Origin of the sequence: Mesopusillimonas faecipullorum (assembly GCF_020539505.1) — a bacterium.
In the GTDB taxonomy this organism is placed as follows: Bacteria; Pseudomonadota; Gammaproteobacteria; order Burkholderiales; family Burkholderiaceae_B; genus Mesopusillimonas; species Mesopusillimonas faecipullorum.
On the sequence record NZ_JACDXW010000005.1, the window covers coordinates 170,209 to 191,236 of the forward strand.

Genomic DNA, 21,028 nt, shown 5'->3' on the forward strand with positions numbered 1-21,028 from the left:
AGCCAGACCCATTGACGCCAGGGTGGGAATCTTCTCACCGCAGCGGGGCAAGACACAAATGCCATTCCACGCGCAAGCTATGCGTTTTGCTTATGGCGGCTATTTCAGCGCGTGCGTCTCGCTTCGGCCAAGGCCCGCATCTGAGTCATAAAACTTTTAACCCCCACCCCCGGATCGGCGCTGGCGCGCACGGTTAGGCCGATATGACGCATGGTGTTCTCGACGGCAACAGGCAGCACCTGCAGGGCACCGGAGGAAATGGCGCGAATGGCCAGGTAGGGGGACAGCAGGGCCAGCCTGTCGCTGTCGGTGAGCAGGCCCAGCAGAACCGTCATATTGTTAGCCTCGATGCGACTGCGCGGCGGCGCTACACCCGCCGCAAGAAAAGCGCGCTCGAAAGCCTCACGAGCGGGGGAACCGCTCAGCGGCGCTATCCAGTCGTGATGCACAAGGTCGCGCAGCCCTGACAAAGACTTGCCCTGTAAAGGGTGGCCGCTGCGGGCCATCACCGCCAGATTGTCTTCAATGAGCACGTCCTGCCTGACGTCGGGGTGCGGGCGCTGAGGCCGCACCGCCCCAACGATGACGTCGATATCGGCGTGCAGCAACTGATAAAGCAAGGCCTCGTAGGTACCATCGACCACCGTAGCGCTCATTTCCGGGTGCCGGGCCAACACCCGCCCCACTGCCGTGGGCACCCATGAACCCGCCGCCAGCGGCAGTGTGCCGATGCGCAAATGGCTGCGCACACTGCCGCGCCGGGCTTCCAGGTCTTCGGCGGCGCGGCGGAATTCGTCCAGGGCCAGCTTGAAACGGCGGTAGACGATTTCGCCGCTTTCCAGCCAGCGCATGCCCTGCGAGGCGCGCTGAAACAAACGGGTGCCGGCCATGTGTTCGAGTTGGCGCAAGGTTTGATTGACGGCAGGCTGGCTGACATTCAGGCGCTGCGCCGCCGAGGTTTCGTTACGAGTAGCGAATAAGGCAACAAAAGTTGCTAAATGTCGGTAAGAGCACCCCATCGCCAGCCTGGTGTAACCATGCGACATCACTGGCCTAGCCAACGCACCAATTCTGACCATGTCGTAATCGATGGCATTAAGCTGGTCAAAGGCCCGGTGTGCGCGATAGGCCAGTAGCTGTCCTTCCCGGGTGGGCAGCATGCCGCGTGAAACACGCTCGAAGAGTTCGACGCCCAGACCGATTTCGAGCTCGCGCACCGCGCGGGCCACAGCGGATTGGGACAAAGGAAGGATCTCGGCGGCCCGCGCCGTGCTGCCCTTTGCGTGAACCGCCAGCATGGCGCGAAATTGGCGCATATAGCGCGCATAACCGCCAGATTCGGAGACGTTGGCTTCGTGCTGGGACATGCGCCATTTTACTCACCCTCTGCACACTGCGTGCGCAGATCTGCAAATTCGACGCTGCGACTGAACGCTAGTACTAACCCTGAAAGGGAATCCCCTGACTTTTATTTATTAAACGACTATTTAATAATTCACTTCCTGCGCAAAGTTTCTTGTGCAGATCCGACCTTGTCCTTATCCCAGGAGCCGCACATGAATACCAAAGCTGTAGTGTTCGCCCTCGCAGCAAGCTTTGCCTCCTTTTCCGCCCATGCAGCAGAAACCATCAAGATAGGCGTCATTCAACCCCTGACCGGTTCGGTCGCCTACAACGGCACCGCCGATGTCAACGGCTCCAAGTTGGCCGTCGAGCAACGCAACGCCAAAGGCGGCGTGCTGGGTAAACAGATAGAACTGGTGATCGAAGACGGCCAATGCCAGCCGGCCAAGACCGTCAGCGCAGCCGAAAAGCTGATTCAGAAAGACAATGTGCCCGTCATTTCCGGGGCATTCTGCAGCTCGGCCACCATCGCCGCCATGAGCGTGATCGACAAGTACAAAGTCCCCTTCCTGACCGGGGTTTCTTCCAAGAAAGACCTGACCGAACGCGGCAATGAATGGTTCTTCCGCTCGGCTGAAACCGACAGCCTGATGGCGCATGCCTTCGCGGAAATTCTGGTCGATCAGCTCAAGCTCAAACGCATTGCCTACATTGGCGTGAACGACGACTGGGGCCGCGGCGGCATTGACGAGTTCGCCACGCAAATCGAAAAACTGGGCGGCGAAACCGTAGCCAAACTGTATTTCGATCACGGCGCCACCGACTTCTACACCATGCTGACGCGCGTACGCGCCGCTAAACCCGACGGCGTATTCGTTGCAGCCGAAACGCAAGACGGCTCCATCCTAGTCAAACAGATGAAAGAAGTAGGCCTGCAAGCCAACATCTTTGGCGTAGGCAGCTGGGCAACCGCCGACTTCGTCAACCTGACCGGCGACGCCGCAGAAGGCATACACGCTGCTGTTCCGTATGCGCACACCATCAAGCGCCCCGAGAACGAAGAGTTCATCGCCGCTTACCAAACCGCCTACAAGGAACTGCCCGGCAAATACTCGGCTGCGGGCTACAACGCCCTGAACATCATCATGGACGCCATAGAGCGTGCCGGCGAAGCCTCGCCCGAAAAAATCCGCGATGCCCTCAAGGCCACGGAATATGAAGGCCCCAACGGCAAGTTCCAGTTCGACTCCAAGCACCAGGCCTACGGTTTTGACGCCGTCTTGGTCAAGCTGAAAAAAGGCGAACCTGAAATCGTCGCCTCCACTTCCGTGACTTCAAGCGACTAATTCCAAGCCCGACCCGCTGCCAGGAGACCCTAAGTGTTTGATCTCTTTCTTCAGTTTGTCGTCAATGGCCTAGTCAACGGGACGTTCTACGCCCTGTCGGCTCTGGGCCTGACGCTTATCTTCGGCCTGATGCGTCTGGTCAATTTTGCCCATGGCGAGTTCTACATGATGGGCGGCCTGTTGGGCTGGTTCGTCACCGAACGGCTACAACTGGACTTCTTCAGCGGGTTGCTGCTGGTGATTATCGTGATGGCGGCCTTCGGCTGGCTGCTTGAGCGCTTCATCATCGTGCGTGTACGTGACAAAGGCCCGGAGCCAGGCATTTTGCTGACCATAGGCTTGGCAATCTTCCTGACCAACACGGCGCTGATGATAGTGGGCACGGCCCCACAGAAGGTGGCTGCGCCGGTAGGCAATGCACCGCTGTTTCTGGGCCCCATCGTGATTACCGAAGTGCGTCTGTTCGCCATCGCCGTATCCATCGCCGCCATCGTCGGCACCCGCCTGCTGATCCAAAAGACCAAGCTGGGCCGGGCCATGCGCGCCACCTTCCAGGATGCCACGGCAGCCAGTCTGGTGGGCATCAATACGGCGAATATCTACGCCTGCACCTTTGCGCTGGGCGTAGCGCTGGCAGCCACTTCAGGCATGTTGCTAGGCTCCATCTACGTAGCGCAAGCCTCTATCGGCGGGCTCGTCAGCATGAAGACCTTCGTCGTCGTCATTCTGGGCGGCATGGGCAGCTTTGCAGGCGCCATTCTGGGCGGTCTCATCCTGGGCGTAGCCGAATCCCTTTGGGGCGGCTATGTCCAGACCGGCACGGTCGACTTGATCGGCTTTGCCTTGGTGATTCTTCTGTTGCTTTTCCGGCCCTATGGCCTGTTCTCAGTTCGCGCGGAACGTGCATGATGAAATTCGAACGCAATAGCCTGATCGGCTTTCTGATCGCTGCGGTGCTTTTTGGTGCTTTCGTCCGAGACGATTACCTGCTGCACATTCTCATCCTGGTTCTGCTGTACACCATCCTGGCCAGCAGCTTGAACCTCATCATCGGCTACGTGGGTGAATTCCCCTTGGGGCATGTGGCCTTCTTTGGCATGGGCGCCTACGGCGTTGCGCTGTTTTCCAGTGCGCCGCTAAACCTGCCGGTCAGTGTCTCCATGGCGCTGGGGGCCATCGTCGCCGCTCTATTCGGCTGGATCATTGGTCGCATCACCTTACGCTTGAACGGTCCGTTCTTCGTTATCGTGACGCTCGCTTTTGCCGAAGTGCTGCGCGTGGTGGCCAATAACTGGATAGGGCTGACCAACGGCCCCATGGGCATCGCAGGCATCTCGCACCCAGCCATTCTGGATGCCGTACCCTGGCTGGCCGGCAAGCGCGGCTTTGTCATGATGGGCGTGCTGCTGGCCGCCATTACCTTCTTTGTTTCGTATCGACTGGTGTATTCCAGTGCCGGGCGTGCCGCCGTCACGCTGCGCGAAAACAACTACGTGGCGCAATCCATAGGCATCAACCCGTTCCGCTACTCGATGTTCGTCTTCGTCGTCGCCTCTTTCTTGGCGGGCATTTCGGGGGCTTATTACGCCACTTACATTTCTTTCGTCGGCCCTGAAGTCTTCAGCTTCCCCTTCACCGTCACGATGATCATTATTGTTCTGCTGGGTGGCAAGGGCTCGCTGATCGGCCCCGTCATCGGCGCCATCGTCGTCACCCTGCTGGAAGAGTATCTGCGTGAATTCAAAGAGCTGCGCATGTCGCTGTTCGGCCTGATCGTCATGGCCGTCGTACTGTTCGCCCCCAATGGTGTCATGGGCTATGCGCGTCAGCGCTTCCCCTCTCTTTTCAAAAGGACGAGCCATGCTTGAAGTACAAGGCCTGTGCAAATCTTTCGGCGGTATCCATGCCGTGCGCGAAATTGATTTCTCCGTTGCCAAAGGGCAGATCTTCAGCCTGATCGGGCCCAACGGCGCCGGCAAGACCACCTGCTTTAACCTGATCACGGGCTTTTACCGGCCCACCTCAGGCAAGGTCACTTGGGACGGCGAAGACGTGACCGCGCTCAAGCCTTATGACATGGCCTCGCGCGGCGTCATCCGCACCTTTCAGAAGACCAATGTCTTGCGCTCTTTGAACGTGTTGGACAACGTCATACACGCCCACTATCTGCAAGAAAGAACACCACTGTGGCGCACCTTCTGGCCACACCGTGGCCAGTCGCAGCGTGACCGCCAAATCGAGGATTCCTCACGCGAAATTATCGAGATGATGGGCTTGGGCCACAGAATGGAAGCCGACGCCAATGCGCTTTCCTGCGGCGAACTACGCCTGCTGGAAGTCAGTGTCGCCCTGGGCGCCAAACCCCGTTTGCTCATGCTGGATGAACCCGCTGCCGGCCTGAACACTCGCGAAGCCAACGACCTGGCCAAGCGCTTGATTCAACTGCCAGGCAAATGGGTAGAGTCCTTGCTATTGGTAGAACACAATATGCATCTGGTCATGCAGGTTTCCGATCACATCGTGGTGATGAACTTCGGCCAGAAGCTGGCCAGCGGCACGCCACAAGAGATTCAATCCAATCCCGCCGTACTCGAAGCCTACATGGGGAAAGCCGCATGACCGCCTCTGCTTCCACGCCTTTGCTGGCACTGAATGACGTCGTCGCCGGTTACGGCAACCTGACCGCTTTGCACGGCATCAATCTCACGGTGAATAAAGGCGAAGTCATTGCTCTGCTGGGCGCCAACGGGGCCGGCAAATCTACGACCTTGCGTGTCATCTCGGGTTTGATCACGCCCAAGTCGGGCTCGCTTACCTGGAAAGGCCAAGCGATAGGCGGCATGCAGCCCGGTCGCATCCTGAAGCTGGGCATCTCGCACTGCCCCGAAGAGCGTCATGTCTGGCCCGAAATGACGGTCGAAGAAAACATCGAACTGGGCGGCTATCTGCTCAATGCGAAGTCCGAGCTCGAGCGTCGCAAAGACTTGGCCTTTCAGCGTTTCCCTCGCCTGAAAGAGCGTGCCCGTCAGTTAGCCGGCACGCTGAGCGGCGGAGAACAGCAAATGCTGGCTATCGCCCGCGCTTTGATGTCGGAACCCGAACTGCTCATTCTGGACGAGCCCAGCCTGGGACTGAGCCCTCTGATGGCCCAAGAGGTTTTCAAGGTGGTGAGCGAACTGAACGCGCATGGCGTGTCGATTCTGGTGGTCGAGCAGAACGTACACAACGCGCTCAGCGTCGCCCACCGGGCCTATGTATTGGAAACGGGCAATGTCATTGCCGAGAAAGACAGCGCCAGCTTGCTGAACGACCCAGAACTGCTCAACGCCTATCTGGGCGGCTGAACCCCTGATTTACGTAAAAATTTTGCAGCATCGCGGCGAAACCTGGTTTCGCCCATCAAGGAGAAACACCATGTCCAAGAAATTGAAAGTTGGCATTATCGGCGGCGGCATAGGTGGCGTAGCCACCGCTGTGGCACTGGCCCAGCGCGGCATAGACGCGCATCTGTTCGAGCGCGCCGCCGAGTTTGGCGAAGTCGGCGCCGGCATCCAGATGAGCCCCAATGCCGTTAAAGTCATACGCGAGCTAGGCGGTTGGGACGATCTGGCCAAGGCCAGCTTCTTGCCCGAATGCCTGCTGGGCAAAAACTGGGACACCGGCGACGTCAACTTCGTGATTCCCCTGAAGGATGACTGCCCTCGTTTGTACGGGGCCGAGTTCTTCCACGTGCATCGTGCCGACCTGCACCAACTCCTGGCTGACCGCGTCGACATGAGCAAAGTCACGTTCTCGACCACGTGTGTGGACGTGACCCAGGATAAAGACAAGGCCATCGCCCACTTTGCCGACGGCACGACGTTTGAGGCCGACCTGATCATAGGCGCAGACGGCGTACGTTCCAACGTTCGTCACGCCCTGTTTGGTGCCGACGACCCCAAGTTCACCGGCAATATGTGCTATCGGGCGGTCGTGCCTTTCGACGAGCAACCCGACTTTGTCGCACCCGCCACCACCTTCTGGATGGGGCCCAACGGCCACGTCGTGACCTACTATGTAAAGGGCGGCAAAGGCGTCAATATCGTCGCCGTGCGCGAAACCGAGGAATGGGTGGAAGAATCCTGGCACACCCGCTCCACGGTGGAATCCATGATGAAGGATTTCGAGGGCTGGCACCCCAACCTCATGAAGCTGTTCGAACGGGTCACCGAGGTTTACAGCTGGGGGCTTTTCGACCGCGACCCGATGACCACATGGTCCAAAGGACGCGTCACGCTGCTGGGCGACGCCTCGCACCCCATGTTGCCCTTCCTTTCTCAAGGTGCAGCCATGGCGATCGAAGACGCTTATGTGCTGGCCAAGGCCTTGGACGCCCTGCCCGACGATATCGAAGAGGCCTTACGCCAGTACGAGCAAGAGCGCCTGCCGCGTACCGCGCGCGTGCAACTGGAAGCCCGCGAACGCGGTCGCACCTACCATTTGGCCAGTAAAGAAGACCAAGCCAAGCGCGACGCCGAATACCGCGAGCAGCAACAGAAAGACCCGCATTCCGGCGGCATTAAAGCCAACTGGGTTTACGCGTACAACGCCACCGATTTCCAACCGGTGGTGTAAAGCCCCAGGTACGCCGCCCCGCCCCACCGGCTGGACTTCAGCCGGGCGGCAGGCCGCGAGCCACCATGGGTTTTGTTATGATCGGCGGAACCTCGCCCCCAGGCGCCTGGCGTAGGCATGCCGCGCCGTGCGAGCGGCGCACGCCAGCCAGGCCCCGGGGACGCTTTCTTAAACGTCCCTTTCGAACCTGATATGCACGGCGCTTCCTCTGCCCCCCACTCTTCGCGCAAACCGGTCAAACGGGATCGCCCCGGTCGCCCCGAAGGCTCGGGCGACAATGCGTCCGAACGCATCCTGGACGCTGCGGAAGAAGAGTTCGCCCAAACCGGCTATACCGGCACCAGCCTGCGTGTCATCGCAGAAAAGGCAGCCGTCACCCAGGCGCTGATCAGTTATTACTTCGGTTCCAAATACGAGCTCTACGAAGCTGTATTCATCCGCCGAGGCAGTCTGATCTCTGATCAGCGCATGGAGTTGCTGCGCGAGCTTCAGGAAAGCGCCGAGCCGGTGACCGTAGAAAAACTGGTGCACGCGTTTCTAGGCCCCGCCCTGGCACTACGCGCCATACCGGCGGGCCGCCGGTTTCTGCGTTTGCAGGCGCGCCTGCACACTGAACCCGCCGAGATTTCGTACAAACTGCGCAAGCAAGCCTACGATGCGTCTACGCGCGCCTACGTGGAAAGACTGCAAGAGATGTTTCCCGACACCCCCATGCGCGATCTGTTTTGGCGCGTGGCCCTGATGGTGGGGGCTTATATGTATATTTTTTCCGACAGCCACCGTCTGAACGAGCTTTCGCAAGACATCTGTAATCCCGACGATGACCAAGAAGTCATCAGCCAGATTACCGCCTTCGTCACCTCGGGCATTCAGGCACCGCCAACTTCCACCGCGTAAGCTGAGGGCCCATCATCATGCCCAGCCGCCGTGACACCGACCCCACGCCCATTGCGCTGCATCACCTGAAACTGCGCCCTTTGCTGATCTTCGACAAGGTGCTCAGTTCGCCCTCTATTGCCAGTGCGGCGCGCGAACTGAACATGTCGCAATCAGCCGTTACCAAGGCCATACAAGAGTTGGAAAAAAGCCTGGGCGTCCCCTTGTTCGAACGCAGCAATAAAGGGGTGGTGCCCACTTGTTATGCCGCCGTTATCAGCGAGCGCCTGCGTTCGGTAAAGTCTTCCCTGCGCCACCTGACCGACGAGCTCAATGCATTTCGGTCGGGAGGAAGCGGACACGTGATCGTGGGCACGCTGATCTCTGCATCAGCCGAACTCTTGCCCAAAGCCATTCTTAAGCTAAAACGCGACCACCCAGGCATACTGGTGACGGTTTACGAAGGTGCTAACGAGCATCTGTTTCACGGCTTGGCCAATGGCGAATTGGACATCGTGGTGGGCCGACTGCCGGAAGCCCACTTGCCGCTGATGCGCCAGTACCCCTTGAATCATACGATTCTGTACGAGGATGCCATTTGCGCGGTGGCGGGGGCCCATCACCCCTTAACGAAACGGCGCAAGCTGCAGTTAGCTGACCTGACCGATTACCCCTGGATTTTCCCGCTGCACGACTCACCCGCTCGGGCGCTGCTAGAGCGACACCTGCATGAGCAGGGCCTGACGGTGCCGGACAATCTGACCGAATCACTGTCGCTGGTTACGAACATTGGCATGCTGCAGGGGTCGGATACGGTCATGTTCATCCCTTTAACCGCCGCCCGCCATTTTTCGCGCTTGCGCCTGTTAACCATACTGAAGACTCCGCCGCTGGGTGCCTTCGGTCAGGTGGGGTATTCGGTGAAGTCTGAACACAATCTGCCACCGGCAACCCAACTGTTTATCCGCTGCCTGTCGTAGCCGGGGCCAGCCTTTAAGACATAGGTATTTCTAAATTTGGCATCTCTGGCTATGCAGGTGCGCCCCCGGCTATCGATTTTATCGATAGCAAGCGTCTCATATTTCTCTATGAGATATAGGCCTGACTCCCTATACTCGTAGCATCCCCTGACCACCCACGCTTCGAGGGCTGCTCCATCCATGACCACACAATCCACCGTTGTCGCCGGCAAAGCCCGGCCCCGTGGCAAGTTTCCCCACATCAAGCGCGCGGGCGACTTTCTGTTCGTCTCGGGCACCAGTTCGCGCCGCCCCGACAATAGCTTTGCAGGCGCCCAAGCCGACGAACTTGGCGTTACCCAGCTAGACATACGCGCCCAAACCCGCGCCGTCATCGAGAACATCGCCGATATCCTGGCCAGCGAAGGCGCCGGTCTGCAAGACATCGTCGAGATCTCCAGCTACCTCGTCAACATGAATGACTTCGGCGGCTACAACGAGGTCTATGGCGAATACTTTGATTTTGACGGCCCCACTCGCACCACGGTCGCCGTGCATCAGTTGCCTCACCCGCATCTGCTGATCGAAATCAAGGCCATCGCCTACAAGCCTCTTGCAAAATAAACGGTCAACCCAGGAGACTGACATGTTCCGCTACGGCCCCCCCTTGAAATTCCAGCGCTGGCTCGACGACAACGACCATCTGCTTAAGCCTCCTGTCGGTAATCAGCAAATCTGGAAGGACGCCGACTTTATCGTGACGGTGGTGGGCGGCCCCAACCATCGCACCGATTACCACGACGACCCCCTTGAAGAGTTCTTTTATCAGTTCAAGGGCAATGCCTATCTGAACATCATGGATAACGGCAAGCCCGACCGCATCGATCTGAAAGAAGGCGACATGTTTCTGCTGCCGCCCCACGTGCGTCATTCGCCCCAACGCCCCGAGCCCGACAGCCGCTGTCTGGTCATCGAACGTCAGCGCCCCAAAGGCCTGATGGACGGCTTCGAATGGTATTGCTTGTCTTGCGGCCACTTAGTGCATCGCGTCGAGGTACAGCTTGAAAGCATCGTCGACGACTTGCCGCCTTTATTCGAAAAGTTCTATCAAACCCCCGAGTTGCGTGTCTGTCCTAGTTGCGGCACCTCGCACCCCGGCAAACACGCCCACGGCCAACCCGCCGCCAGCGCCCAACCCGCAGGGAGCCAGTCTTGAGCAAACCGCTAGTCATCGACATTCACTCGCATTTTTTTCCGCGTATTACGCAAGCTGAAGCCCAGGCGCTAGACCCTGTTGCCGCGCCTTGGCTGCGCGACAACGGCGACGGCACCGGCCACATCATGCAAGGCGAACAAGCTTTCCGCCCGGTGTATTCGGGTCTGTGGGACCCCGCAAAACGCCTGGAGGAAATGGATGCGCTGGGCGTAGACGTGCAAATTACCTGTGCCACGCCCATTATGTTTGGCTACCGTTACCCTATAGAACGCGCCTTGCCTTGGGCCCAGCGCATGAACGACTTGGCGCTGGAGCAGTGCGCCCCCGCCCCCCATCGCATCAAGGTGTTGGCACAAGTCCCCCTGCAAGATATCGATGCCGCCTGCAAAGAGGCCTCGCGTGCCAAGCGTAACGGACACGTCGGCGTACAGATCGGTAACCACATGGGCGACAAAGACCTGGACCACGAAGAACTGGTCACCTTTTTGTTTCACTGCGCCCAAGAAAACATCCCCCTGTTGATACACCCTTGGGACATGATGGGCGGCAAAGACCGCATGAAGCAGTGGATGCTGCCCTGGCTGGTCGCCATGCCTGCCGAAACCCAATTGGGCATTTTGTCGCTGATTCTGTCCGGCGCTTTCGAACGCTTGCCGCCTTCGCTGAGAATTTGCTTTGCGCACGGCGGCGGCAGCTTTGCCTACCTGCTGGGCCGGGTCGACAACGCCTGGCGCGAACGCGACATCGTGCGTAAAGACTGCCCCAACCTGCCCTCCAGCTACGTCAACCGCTTTCACGTCGACTCTGCCATTTTTGATCAAGGCTCTTTGAAGCTGCTGGTAGACGTAATGGGCGAAAGCCAGGTTATGCTGGGTTCCGACTACCCCTTCCCGCTGGGCGAGATTCAGATCGGTCAGCTGATACGCGACAGCGGCTTCAGCGAGCCCACCAAAGAACGCCTGCAAGGGGGTAACGCCCAGGCATTTTTCGGGTTATAAAACGTAGCATGACGTAGTGTTTCACTACGTTCCTTATTCAAGAATTAACTCCAGGAGACACCATGCAGCCTCTTTTCAAAGCGACTCTCTGCGCTTCCGCCCTTGCGCTTGGCTTAGGCTTGGCCCCCGCACAGGCTCAGGTCAAGGTGGGCCTGATGACCACGCTGTCAGGCCCCGGCGCCGCCTTGGGTCACGACCAGCGCGACGGCTTCCTGCTGGCCATAGATCAAAACGGTGGCAAGCTGGGTGGCCAAGATGTTCAAGTCATCATCGAAGACGATCAGCTCAAACCCGACCTGGGCGTACAACTGGCCCGCAAGTTCGTCGACAGCGACAAGGTTGATTTCGTCACCGGCATCATTTTCTCCAACGTCATGATGGCGGCTCAAAAGCCCATCCTCGACTCCGAGACTTTCCTTATCGGCTCTAACGCCGGCCCTTCGCCCATGAGCGGCGCCAATTGCTCGCCCTATTTTTTCTCTACCTCCTGGAACAACGATCAGTTGCATGAGGGCGGCGGCAAAATGGCCACCGACAGCGGCTACAAACGTATGTACCTGTTGGCGCCCAACTACCAGGCAGGCAAAGACGCCCTTACCGGCTTCAAGCGCTTCTACGATGGCGAAGTCATCGACGAGGTCTACACCCAGGTCAACCAGCCTGACTATTCCGTCGAGATCTCTCAGCTGCAGATGGCCAACCCCGATGCCGTCTACGTGTTTTATCCCGGCGGCATGGGCGTGAACTTCGTCAAGCAGTACCGTCAGGCCGGCCTGCTGGGCAAGATCCCTCTTATTTCGGCCAGCACCGTCGATGGCTCCACCTTGCCCGCGCTGCAAAACGACGCTATCGGCGCCATCACCAACTCGCCCTACGCGCCCGACCTCGACAACGCTCAAAACAAGCAGTTTGTTGAAGCCTTCGAAAAGAAATTCGGTCGCACACCTTCGCTGTACGCCGCACAATCGTACGATGCCGCCAACCTGCTGGCTTCGGCCATCAAAAAGCTTGATGGCAAGCTAGACGACAAAGAAGCCGTGCGCGCTGCCTTGAAAGCCGCCGACTTCGAATCGGTACGCGGCCCCTTCGCTTACAACACCAACCAGTTCCCCATTGCCAACTTCTATCGCGTAGAAGTCGTGGCCGACAAAGACGGCAAGGCCGTCCTGTCTGCCAAGGGTATCAACTTTGAAAACCACAAAGATGCCTACTATCAGCAGTGCCCAATGAAGTAAGTCTCTCCAGGTAAAAGAGCCCGCCTGGCGGGCTCACGCCCCTCATATCGGTTTGGCTCCCCGGTATGAGGGGCGTTCTATTTGGCGCAGAAGGTAGGTTGCTATACTTTTTGCTCTTTTGAACGCCTCTTCCCCAGCCTCCACTATGCCTTCCGCTCTTCGGGCAATCCCATCATTAGCGCTGCCATACTGGCTGCTGTTTTGTCTGGCGCTGGGGTGGGGCGCTGCTCAAGCCGCCCCGGCGGGCTCTCATGACAGCGCAGTCATCCCCGAACTGAGCACCTGCGCAGGCATGAAAGACCTGGCCTTTGTCGGCCATATGGACGACGATCTGCTGTTCATGAACCCGGATATCCTGAACGTCATCCGCGAAGGCGCCTGCGTGCGCGTGGTGTACCTGACAGCCAGCGAACGCAATGAGGGCGAGACCTATATGCGCAACCGCGAGCAAGCGGTACAAGCCGCGTATGCCTATATGGCCGGCCAAGCCAACGAATGGATAGAGCAATCCGTGCAGGTGGGGGCCTACCGCGTAGCGGGATTCACCCTAAGTGGCCGGCCCGGTATTCAGCTATGGCATCTGCGCTTACAAGACCCTTGGCTAGGCCCAGGCTGGGGCAGCCTGACGCCATTAAGCCGCACCGAGTCCGACCCAAAAGTCCCCGTCGAAACTTTGGAGGCCTTCCCCCAACGCTACTTGCGCAGCGACTTGATTGAAACACTGGCCACGATTATCCGTACCTATGGGCCTACCACCATCCGGCACCTGGACGACACCAATGTCGTTCCCTACACCCAGCTTTGCTGGCGCTGTGCCGGCCACGGACACCCCGATCACATTGCCAGCGCAAGGCTGGTTCGCGAGGCCATGATGCTTGCGCCCGGCAACTATGCGCAGGTCGGCTATATCGACTACCCCATCCAAGAACAGGCCATTAACCTGAGCCCGACGGAGATCGCCGATAAAACTGAAGCCTTCCGCCGTTATGCGTGGGTAGACTACCGCTACTGCAAAGGGCCGGAGGACTGCCAACAGCCCGCGGGCCCTGCCGCAGCCTGGGTGGGCCGCGCCTATTACGTAGCGCGGCAGGACACCAGCGCCGTACTCGTGGCCAGCGCGTCCTCTTCCCAGCCCCCCTCTGTGCTGACTACCGGCGAACTGAACGACACCATCAACCTGTGGCAACCCGACAGCGCTCAATGGCAAAGCCTGGGTGGGCGCAGCAGCGAAGCCCCAGATCTGGCCGTCAGCGCGCACGGCGAGACGATGTTTTCCCGCGATGCCACAGGCCGCATCTGGTTAAGCACGCAAGTAAAGCCCGGGCAATGGGCGGCTTGGCAGACATTAAGCGGTGCTCGCTTGAATCGCATGCCCGCTGTTGCGCCGGAAGGCCATGCCGCCATCGGCATGGGTACCGATAATCGTTACTACTGGACGGCGGCTCGCGCAGGCCAATCAGCCTGGTCCCCTTGGTCTGCACTGCCGACGCTACCCGACGCCAGGTACAACGCCGCCGCCTCTATCGACAATGAAGGCCGCCTGATTGCGCTCGCGCTGGATGCGCACGGGCAGCTTCATCTCAGTCGGCAGGCCTCGCAGGGCGCCACCCTGTGGGCACCCTGGCAGCTACTGAGCAGCCCGGCGCTGAATGCCGCGCCCAGCGCCATACACGATGGCCAGGGCAAGCTGAGCATCTTCATACAAGACCCGGACACCCGCCATCTGCTGCGCTTGGAGCCTGCTCACGCAACGACGAAACCGACACAAGATCTGGGCTTGACGCTTCAGGGCCGCCCAGCCCTGGCCCTGAACAGCCAAGGACGGGTCGTTGTCGCCCTGCGCAATGGCGATGCCGAGCTTTGGGTGTTACAAGGTGGCGGCCGAATCAAGTTGGCCGATGTCGTTGCCTCGGACCCGTCTTTACGTCTGTTGGGCGGCCATTTGTATTTGACCGCGCGCGCCAGCGGGCCGGCACAGCAGTACTTGATATGGCGACACGAGCTGGGTAAGTGGCAAGCTTTGCCTTCCACTACCGAGCCCCCGAAAGCAGGCGGGTATGCCTTCCAGAGGCCGATTTTGGCGTCGGATACAGCGCCCACCTCATCTGAAAAACCAGACTCATGAGTTCGTTACTGTATACGCCTCACTCGCAAAGTGTGATCGGCAAAATCTCGAGCATACTGGGCATTGTGCTGTCTCTTGCCCTGATCTCCAGTATTTCTCTGGAAACATTCACCAGCCCCACGAGGTTCGAGCAGAGGCTCTATTACGACATACAGCTGTGGGTGTGCCTGTACTTTCTGACCGAATTTTTCGTGCTGTTCAGCCTTTCCCCGCAAAAGGGCAGGTTCCTGCTACGGAATTTCCTGTTTATCTTTTTATATATCCCGTATCTGAATCTGTTTGAGTACTACTCGCTGAGCTTCTCGGACGAAACCGCTTATGTGCTACGTCTGGTGCCGCTGGTCCGAGGAGGGGTCGCACTGGTTCTGTTGACGCGCATAACCATCAAGAACAACATCACCAGTTTGTTCGTGTCTTACATCGTCATCTTCGTGGCGCTGTGCTACTTTCAAACGCTCACCTTCTATATCTTCGAGTCGGGCGTGAACCCAGAGGTAAAAACCTATGGTGACGCCGCTTGGTGGGCTGCGCTAACCGTCACAACGGTAGGCTCGAATATCATTGCTGTGACCACTATGGGCAAGGTCTGCACCGCTTTGCTAGCAGTCATAGGCATGACGACCTTTCCTATTTTCACGGTATACATCACCACCCTGGTGCACAGGCTGAACGCCAATGAAAAGGCGGGCATGTTGTAACGCCCGCCCCTTGCCCTTAAGCCCAGCAACTAACGCCTAGCCTGGTTTGCACTCGGTATAGTAAGCATCTTTGTGTGCGGTCAACGGGGTGCCCAGCTGCTTCATCTGCACGCCATCATCCGTCTTCACCGCCTGAAACGCGTAGAAATTCTGTATGGGCATGTTGTTGACGTTGAACGACACCGGCCCGCGCACCGACTCGAACTCGGTGCCCGCCTGTTTCACAGCCGCTGCAAAAGCCGCTTTGTCTTCCAGCTTGCCATCCAGTCGGGTAATGGCTTTATTCAGCAGATTGGCCGCATCGAAACCTGCCGCCGCATACAAGCTGGGATCACGCTTGTACTTTGCTTGGAAAGCCTGTTTAAAGCGCTGGCTTTGGGGTTGGTCCAGGGCAGCGTCCCACATGGCGCCGGCAATCACACCGTCAGCCAAACCTTGCAGTGCCGGTAAGGTAGTGCCGTCTACGGTAAATACCGACAGCACCGGCAATTTGCCCAACATGCCGGCCTGGCGCATTTGCTTGACGAAATTGATACCCATGCCGCCCGGGTAGAACACGAACACGGCGTCCGCCCCCGAGGCCTGCAACTGCGAGATCTCGGCAGAGTAATCCGCCTGATTCAGGGGCGTGTAGACTTCATCGACGACCTCGCCCTTGTAAAAGCGCTTGAACCCGCCCAGCATTTCTTTGCCCGCCTGATAGTTGGGTGCCATCAGGTACACCTTCTTGAAGCCCTGGTCTGTGGCATACACCCCCATGGATTCTGCCGGGTCGTCGCTGGCACGGCGCGCATGCAAGGCCACCACGCTGGCACCGGCGTTATAGCAACGCAACACGTCTTCGGCGATTTCTTTGGGTTGGGTGGGCAGATTGGGGTTTTGCTTCTTGCTTGCCATGCCCCCCGTAGGGGCGACAGTGACAATGACCTTGGGTTTACTCATGACGGGGCTCCTTTGTTTCGGTATGTGCCGCCATGCGTCCGGCGGTCTGCTTATGTCATCCTAGGGCCCCCACCCTTATTTGAATAATGCTTGAGAGTCATAGTCGCTATCCACTTTCAGAATAACCTAGCAAGCCTTGAAGCCCGCACACGTTCAGACGCAAACAGCCCGGAAGGCACGCTCTGGCCTTCCGGGCTGTTATGGGTAAGCGCCGCAGAGGCGCCTGAGTGCAAGCTCGGGTTTACTGCAGCTCTGGGTGCAGCGCTTCGTAGGCTTGCGCCAAGGCCGGGTCGCGGCGTCGCAATTCGGCGTGGTTCACCCGCCCCGTACGCGTCATGTAGTTGTAGGCCAGCTCAACCGGCGCCAACTCGGGCACGCGTTGGTCCATTTCTTCGTACCACCGTATGCTAATGTTGGCCGCATCCCAGATTTTTCGTACAGGCGGCCAGCGCAGTTCCTGAAACTTGGGCAAGGCCGCTTGTACGTCGTCACCGGTGGCTTGAAAAGCCTTGAACAAAGCAACGGCGTCTTCCATGGCCAGGCGCGTTCCCGACCCGATAGAGAAATGCGCGGTGCGCAAGGCGTCGCCCAGCAACACCACATTGCCGTTGTACCAGCGCTCGTTCCAGATGGCGGGGAAATTTCGCCAATGCGAGTTGTTACTGATAATGGGGTGGCCTTCAAGCTCATGGGCAAAGGCCTGTTCGCAATAGTGCATGGTGTCTTCAGGGCTCATGTGCTCGAACCCTGCGCGGCGCCAGGTTTCGTCTGTTACCTCAACCAGAAAAGTGCTCATATCCGGCTTGTAACGGTAGTGGTGCGCGCAAAATACGCCCAAGTCGGTTTCGCGGAAGGTCAGCGTCAAGCTATTGAAGGCCTTGGTCGTGCCATACCAAATAAATTTGTTGGGGCGCCAATCGGTTTGGGTGCCAAATTGCGCTTCGTTCTCGTTACGCACCCAAGAAAATGCGCCATTGGCCGCCACCACCAAGTCAGCCTCGCCCACGGCTTTCAGGTCGGTGATCTCGGTGTCGAACTGAATCTTCACGCCCAGCTTTTCTACATATTGGTACAGCAGGGTAAGCAGTTCCAGACGGCCAATGGAAGAGAACCCGTTACCGGCGATGGGCACCTTGACGTCGTTACGCGACACGGTAATTTCGGGCCAGTTTTCCAGGTGCGGAGTCAGATACTGGTACAGGGCCTCGTCATCGGCACGCAAAAATTCCAGGGCGCGGTCAGAGAAAACCACGCCAAAGCCCCACGTAGCGTCACGGGGATTGCGTTCGTAAATGACAATATCGTGGGCGGGGTTGTGCTGCTTCATGAGTGCCGCAAAGTACAAGCCGGCTGGCCCTGCCCCCAGTATCCTTATTTTCATTTGATGCTCCTGGCCCGGCCAGGCATGGCCGGAAAAACGTTGACGCCGCCGTCTGCCGCGCGGCTCTTACCTAAATGCTAAACGTGTTCGCGCTATAAGAATACTGCACGTATGATATAGAGGTTATTCATTTATAGGATAAGGTATGGAATCCAGGCTACTCGAGTACATGCTGCGCGTGGCCGAGCTCGGCAGCATCAATAAAGCCGCTGCCGATCTGCATCTTTCCCAACCGGCCTTATCCCGCCACATCGCCGCACTTGAAGTAGAAATGAGCACCAAGCTGTTCACCCGTACGCAAAACGGCGTGCAGCTTACCGATGCCGGACTTCTGCTCACCGAAAAAGCGCGGCCTTTGCTGCGCCAGCTCTCTATCCTGAAAGAGCAGGTGGGCGAAGTCGCCGCCGGGCAGCTTTCCATAGGGGCGCCGCCTTCGTGGCATAAAGTGTTCACCACGCCTTTCATCCGTACCCTGGTGGGCCAATACCCCGACATCAAGCTGCGCATCAACGAAAGCGTCAGCCATCTGTTGCGCGATCAAATGTTGTCTGGCTTACTTGACCTATGCATCATGCCCTTCGATGCCTCGCCCCCTGCCGGTTTCAAGCAAACCGCCTTGGTGCGCGAACCGCTGATCGTCTTGGGCAGCGCTGCCGAGCAACTATCGCCACGCGAGATGACGCCTATTTCGCGCCTAAACGGCGCCAAGCTGGTGCTGCCCGCCCGGCCCAATGCCCTGCGGGGCTTGGTAGAACATATGCTCACCCGCAAAGGCATGGTGTTTCGCACCGCCGTCGAGGCCGGCACGCTCAGCCTTTGTATGGAACTCGCCGAACAAGGCATAGGCCTGACGGTTCTGCCAGCCTGCGCTCTGAACAACCTGACCCGGCAAGACGCCATCAGCTGGAGCCCCATACGCGGCCTGGCGCTAACCTGGGCCCTGTACGAAAATCAGGCCCGCTCACACTCCCACGCGCTGCGCGAAGGCAAACGCCTGCTCATGGCCACGCTGGAAACCGCCATAGAGTCCGGCGATTGGTATGGGCTGGAAGCCATGGGGGCTTTATCTAATCGCTTGCCGTAAGCAGAAACAAGGCAAACTGCGGTTCAGGGCTGATCCAGGTTCTAACCACGCGCCAGCCCGCACGCCCCGCCAACTCGGTAAAACTTGCGGGCGTGAACTTGTGGGAATTCTCGGTATGCAAGCCTTCACCTTGAGCAAAGTGAAAAGGCTTGCCCAGCACATGCACCGTCTGCTCGCGGGTACTGATCAGCCACATTTCCATGCGCTGTGCTTCAGCATTCCACACCGCACGGTGCGCAAAGCTATCAAGGTCAAAGTCGCCACCCAGTTCACGATTGATGCGCGCCAAGACATTGCGATTGAAGGCAGCGGTAACGCCGGCGGCATCGTCATAGGCCGCCACCAGCGTGGCCTCGTCCTTGACCAAGTCTGCGCCCACCAAGAACTGCGCATTGCTCCCCAACAAGGTGCGCGCACGGCCTAAAAAGGCCACTGCTTCGTCAGGGGTGAAGTTGCCTATGGTAGACCCTGGAAAGAAGCCTATGGGCGGACAACCATGAATATCCGCCGGCAAGCTCAGTGGGCTGGAAAAGTCGCCCACCAAGGGACTGAGCAGCAAAGCGGGATAGTCGCTGCGCAAGGAGGCCGTGGCGCGTTCCAGGGCATCCGGGCTGATGTCTACGGGCACGTAGGCCGCCAACTGCGGGGCGGCATCCAGCAGCAAACGGGTTTTCAGGCTGGCACCGCTGCCAAACTCCACCAGCGCCGCACCGTCAGGAATATAGGCGGCAATCTCGGCGGCGGCGGTACGCAGCAGGGCCAGCTCGGTTCGCGTGGGGTAGTACTCGCGGGTTCTGCACACCGCCTCGAACAGGCGTGACCCGGCATCGTCATAGAAATACTTGGGCGACAAACGCTTGTGTGGCCTCGACAAACCTTGAATGACATCGTCGGCAAAGTCTTCAGAAATCTGCGCGGTTTCGTCGGTCACATCTTTGGCCAACCTAAGACCGCTGAACACCCAACGCGCAGCAGGAGGAAAGAAGTTGCGATAGGTGGCTCGCGTATGCCCCGCCGGCGTCACCGCAGAACCGCCCCTCAGCGTCATCTGCCCGACCATGAACTTGCCGTTGTATTCCCCCACCGCGCCGGCTGATGGATGAAAGCCCGGATAGGCATCATAGGCGCTACGTGTCCATTGCCAGGCTTCGCCATACAGGTCGTGCAGCTCGGCGCCCAATACCGCCGCGTGCTCCCATTCGGCTTCGGTGGGTAAGCGTGCGCCCGCCCACTGCGCGTAGGCCCAGGCCTCGTAATAACTGATATGCACTACCGGCGCATTCAGGTCCAGAGGCCGCTTACCTTCCAGACTGAAGGCCATCCAGATACCCTCTTCACATTGCCAATACAAAGGCGCTTGCCAGCCTTCGGCCTGCACCTTGGCCCATCCTTCCGACAACCACAATTCGGGCTTGTTATAGCCTTCGTCAGCCATGAACGCCAACCATTCGCCGTTGGTGACCAAGCGATCCGCCATGGCATAGGGCTGCAAGTAAACCTTGTGTCTGGGCGTCTCGTTGTCGAAGGCGAAACCCTCGCCGCCGGCGCCCACTTCCACAATACCGCTGGGCATAGACATCCAGCTTATAGGGCCTAGGGCTGGATAAGAGGGCGGCAGCCCCTGCCGATAGACCGGTGCCAAGGGCGAACGGGAAAAAAGATGGAGCACGTCCATGAGCAAGAGTTCTTGATGCTGCTCTTCGTGCGCCAGCCCTAGCTCTACCAAAGGCGCCAGCTCGGGCGGAAGGTCGAGCAGCAGTTCATCCATGCCTTGGTCGACATGCGCCCGATAGGCCAGCACTTCGTCAGCGCTGGGCCGGGTCAACAAGCCGCGCTCGGGGCGCGGGTGTCGCGGGCCAAGCGCTTCGTAGTAGGAATTGAATAGATAAGCGAAAGCGGAATCGAAAGCTTGATAGCCCGGCTTGTGCGGCAAAAGCAGGAAAGTCTCGAAAAACCAACTGGTATGCGCCAGATGCCACTTGGTGGGGCTGGCGTCGGGCATGGACTGCGCGGTTTGGTCTTCAGGGCTTAGCGGGGCGGCCAAGACTTCGCTTTTGGCCCGAACGCGGTGATACAAGCGATGAAGATAAGTGGCGTTTGAGGCAGGGACGGGAGCATTGCATGGGAGTCTCATTTGAAGCATTCCAGGCATGTGGAAGGCAAGAGAATCCCGCCTTCCTCGGACGATGCTGCCGTCCGATGAGGAGCCC

General features: G+C 58.7%; 19 protein-coding genes and 1 pseudogene. 15 read left to right on the top strand and 5 right to left on the bottom strand.

Going from position 1 to position 21,028, the window contains the following annotated elements:
• Positions 1 to 104 precede the first annotated feature (104 nt).
• The gene (locus H0484_RS10920) at positions 105 to 1,367 is read right to left on the bottom strand and encodes a LysR family transcriptional regulator (protein WP_226954669.1); all 1,263 of its coding nucleotides are present in this window, start codon (positions 1,365 to 1,367) and stop codon (positions 105 to 107) included.
• Between the two features lie 189 nt (positions 1,368 to 1,556).
• On the opposite strand from H0484_RS10920, the gene H0484_RS10925 reads away from it, so the two are divergent.
• The 14 genes from H0484_RS10925 to H0484_RS10990 all read left to right on the top strand — a co-directional run bounded on the left by H0484_RS10925 (position 1,557) and on the right by H0484_RS10990 (position 15,411).
• Positions 1,557 to 2,690 carry an ABC transporter substrate-binding protein gene (locus H0484_RS10925; RefSeq protein WP_226954670.1) on the top strand — a complete coding sequence of 378 codons (1,134 nt, stop codon included), beginning with the start codon at positions 1,557 to 1,559 and terminating at the stop codon, positions 2,688 to 2,690.
• Between the two features lie 33 nt (positions 2,691 to 2,723).
• Entirely contained in the window at positions 2,724 to 3,599 is an 876-nt protein-coding gene (locus H0484_RS10930; protein ID WP_226954671.1) for a branched-chain amino acid ABC transporter permease, read from the top strand.
• Complete coding sequence (locus H0484_RS10935) at positions 3,596 to 4,558, top strand: branched-chain amino acid ABC transporter permease (protein WP_226954672.1); 963 nt, start codon at positions 3,596 to 3,598, stop codon at positions 4,556 to 4,558. Before H0484_RS10930 ends, H0484_RS10935 begins: the two co-directional genes overlap by 4 nt.
• On the top strand, positions 4,551 to 5,309 hold the full coding sequence (locus H0484_RS10940; RefSeq protein WP_226954673.1) for an ABC transporter ATP-binding protein: 759 nt from the start codon (positions 4,551 to 4,553) through the stop codon (positions 5,307 to 5,309). Before H0484_RS10935 ends, H0484_RS10940 begins: the two co-directional genes overlap by 8 nt.
• Positions 5,306 to 6,034 (top strand): ABC transporter ATP-binding protein, encoded by a 729-nt coding sequence (locus tag H0484_RS10945; RefSeq protein ID WP_226954674.1) that lies wholly within the window; start codon positions 5,306 to 5,308, stop codon positions 6,032 to 6,034. The genes H0484_RS10940 and H0484_RS10945 overlap by 4 nt, the downstream gene beginning before the upstream one ends.
• A gap of 70 nt (positions 6,035 to 6,104) precedes the next feature.
• Positions 6,105 to 7,304, top strand: coding sequence for an FAD-dependent monooxygenase (locus tag H0484_RS10950; protein WP_226954675.1), 1,200 nt, complete (start codon positions 6,105 to 6,107; stop codon positions 7,302 to 7,304).
• 192 nt (positions 7,305 to 7,496) lie between these two features.
• Positions 7,497 to 8,201, top strand: coding sequence for a TetR/AcrR family transcriptional regulator (locus H0484_RS10955; protein ID WP_226954676.1), 705 nt, complete (start codon positions 7,497 to 7,499; stop codon positions 8,199 to 8,201).
• A gap of 17 nt (positions 8,202 to 8,218) precedes the next feature.
• A complete protein-coding gene (locus tag H0484_RS10960) occupies positions 8,219 to 9,160 on the top strand; it encodes a LysR substrate-binding domain-containing protein (RefSeq protein ID WP_226954677.1) in 942 nt (313 codons plus the stop codon).
• Between the two features lie 180 nt (positions 9,161 to 9,340).
• The gene (locus H0484_RS10965; RefSeq protein WP_226954678.1) at positions 9,341 to 9,763 is read left to right on the top strand and encodes a RidA family protein; all 423 of its coding nucleotides are present in this window, start codon (positions 9,341 to 9,343) and stop codon (positions 9,761 to 9,763) included.
• A gap of 22 nt (positions 9,764 to 9,785) precedes the next feature.
• A complete protein-coding gene (locus H0484_RS10970; protein ID WP_226954679.1) occupies positions 9,786 to 10,355 on the top strand; it encodes a 3-hydroxyanthranilate 3,4-dioxygenase in 570 nt (189 codons plus the stop codon).
• On the top strand, positions 10,352 to 11,353 hold the full coding sequence (locus H0484_RS10975) for an amidohydrolase family protein (protein ID WP_226954680.1): 1,002 nt from the start codon (positions 10,352 to 10,354) through the stop codon (positions 11,351 to 11,353). Before H0484_RS10970 ends, H0484_RS10975 begins: the two co-directional genes overlap by 4 nt.
• Before the next feature lie 62 nt (positions 11,354 to 11,415).
• Positions 11,416 to 12,588 (top strand): ABC transporter substrate-binding protein, encoded by a 1,173-nt coding sequence (locus H0484_RS10980; protein WP_226954681.1) that lies wholly within the window; start codon positions 11,416 to 11,418, stop codon positions 12,586 to 12,588.
• A gap of 145 nt (positions 12,589 to 12,733) precedes the next feature.
• Entirely contained in the window at positions 12,734 to 14,713 is a 1,980-nt protein-coding gene (locus tag H0484_RS10985; protein WP_226954682.1) for a PIG-L family deacetylase, read from the top strand.
• Positions 14,710 to 15,411, top strand: a complete 702-nt coding sequence (locus H0484_RS10990; protein WP_226954683.1) for an ion channel — start codon at positions 14,710 to 14,712, stop codon at positions 15,409 to 15,411. The genes H0484_RS10985 and H0484_RS10990 overlap by 4 nt, the downstream gene beginning before the upstream one ends.
• A gap of 36 nt (positions 15,412 to 15,447) precedes the next feature.
• Here the strand turns inward: H0484_RS10990 and H0484_RS10995 are convergent, their stop codons facing one another.
• Positions 15,448 to 16,353 carry an ABC transporter substrate-binding protein gene (locus tag H0484_RS10995; protein ID WP_226954684.1) on the bottom strand — a complete coding sequence of 302 codons (906 nt, stop codon included), beginning with the start codon at positions 16,351 to 16,353 and terminating at the stop codon, positions 15,448 to 15,450.
• 241 nt (positions 16,354 to 16,594) lie between these two features.
• Complete coding sequence (locus H0484_RS11000) at positions 16,595 to 17,734, bottom strand: FAD-dependent monooxygenase (protein ID WP_226954685.1); 1,140 nt, start codon at positions 17,732 to 17,734, stop codon at positions 16,595 to 16,597.
• 145 nt (positions 17,735 to 17,879) lie between these two features.
• Here H0484_RS11000 and H0484_RS11005 point away from each other — a divergent pair, with 145 nt between their 5' ends.
• On the top strand, positions 17,880 to 18,818 hold the full coding sequence (locus tag H0484_RS11005) for a LysR family transcriptional regulator (RefSeq protein ID WP_226954686.1): 939 nt from the start codon (positions 17,880 to 17,882) through the stop codon (positions 18,816 to 18,818).
• Here H0484_RS11005 and egtD read toward each other — a convergent pair.
• Positions 18,802 to 19,749, bottom strand: a complete 948-nt coding sequence (gene egtD / locus H0484_RS11010) for an L-histidine N(alpha)-methyltransferase (RefSeq protein WP_226954822.1) — start codon at positions 19,747 to 19,749, stop codon at positions 18,802 to 18,804. The genes H0484_RS11005 and egtD overlap by 17 nt on opposite strands.
• Positions 19,747 to 20,970, bottom strand: a pseudogene (gene egtB, locus H0484_RS11015) (ergothioneine biosynthesis protein EgtB); the annotation flags it as partial. The gene egtD and the pseudogene egtB, both read right to left, overlap by 3 nt.
• Positions 20,971 to 21,028: the final 58 nt, after the last annotated feature.

Excerpts from the sequence above, each read along its gene's own strand:
- H0484_RS10920 (WP_226954669.1), bottom strand. The coding sequence starts at position 1,367 with ATGTCCCAGCACGAAGCCAACGTCTCCGAATCTGGCGGTTATGCGCGC.
- H0484_RS10925 (WP_226954670.1), top strand. The coding sequence starts at position 1,557 with ATGAATACCAAAGCTGTAGTGTTCGCCCTCGCAGCAAGCTTTGCCTCC.
- H0484_RS10935 (WP_226954672.1), top strand. The coding sequence starts at position 3,596 with ATGATGAAATTCGAACGCAATAGCCTGATCGGCTTTCTGATCGCTGCG.
- H0484_RS10940 (WP_226954673.1), top strand. The coding sequence starts at position 4,551 with ATGCTTGAAGTACAAGGCCTGTGCAAATCTTTCGGCGGTATCCATGCC.
- H0484_RS10945 (WP_226954674.1), top strand. The coding sequence starts at position 5,306 with ATGACCGCCTCTGCTTCCACGCCTTTGCTGGCACTGAATGACGTCGTC.
- H0484_RS10950 (WP_226954675.1), top strand. The coding sequence starts at position 6,105 with ATGTCCAAGAAATTGAAAGTTGGCATTATCGGCGGCGGCATAGGTGGC.
- H0484_RS10955 (WP_226954676.1), top strand. The coding sequence starts at position 7,497 with ATGCACGGCGCTTCCTCTGCCCCCCACTCTTCGCGCAAACCGGTCAAA.
- H0484_RS10960 (WP_226954677.1), top strand. The coding sequence starts at position 8,219 with ATGCCCAGCCGCCGTGACACCGACCCCACGCCCATTGCGCTGCATCAC.
- H0484_RS10965 (WP_226954678.1), top strand. The coding sequence starts at position 9,341 with ATGACCACACAATCCACCGTTGTCGCCGGCAAAGCCCGGCCCCGTGGC.
- H0484_RS10970 (WP_226954679.1), top strand. The coding sequence starts at position 9,786 with ATGTTCCGCTACGGCCCCCCCTTGAAATTCCAGCGCTGGCTCGACGAC.
- H0484_RS10980 (WP_226954681.1), top strand. The coding sequence starts at position 11,416 with ATGCAGCCTCTTTTCAAAGCGACTCTCTGCGCTTCCGCCCTTGCGCTT.
- H0484_RS10985 (WP_226954682.1), top strand. The coding sequence starts at position 12,734 with ATGCCTTCCGCTCTTCGGGCAATCCCATCATTAGCGCTGCCATACTGG.
- H0484_RS10990 (WP_226954683.1), top strand. The coding sequence starts at position 14,710 with ATGAGTTCGTTACTGTATACGCCTCACTCGCAAAGTGTGATCGGCAAA.
- H0484_RS10995 (WP_226954684.1), bottom strand. The coding sequence starts at position 16,353 with ATGAGTAAACCCAAGGTCATTGTCACTGTCGCCCCTACGGGGGGCATG.
- H0484_RS11000 (WP_226954685.1), bottom strand. The coding sequence starts at position 17,734 with ATGAAAATAAGGATACTGGGGGCAGGGCCAGCCGGCTTGTACTTTGCG.
- H0484_RS11005 (WP_226954686.1), top strand. The coding sequence starts at position 17,880 with ATGGAATCCAGGCTACTCGAGTACATGCTGCGCGTGGCCGAGCTCGGC.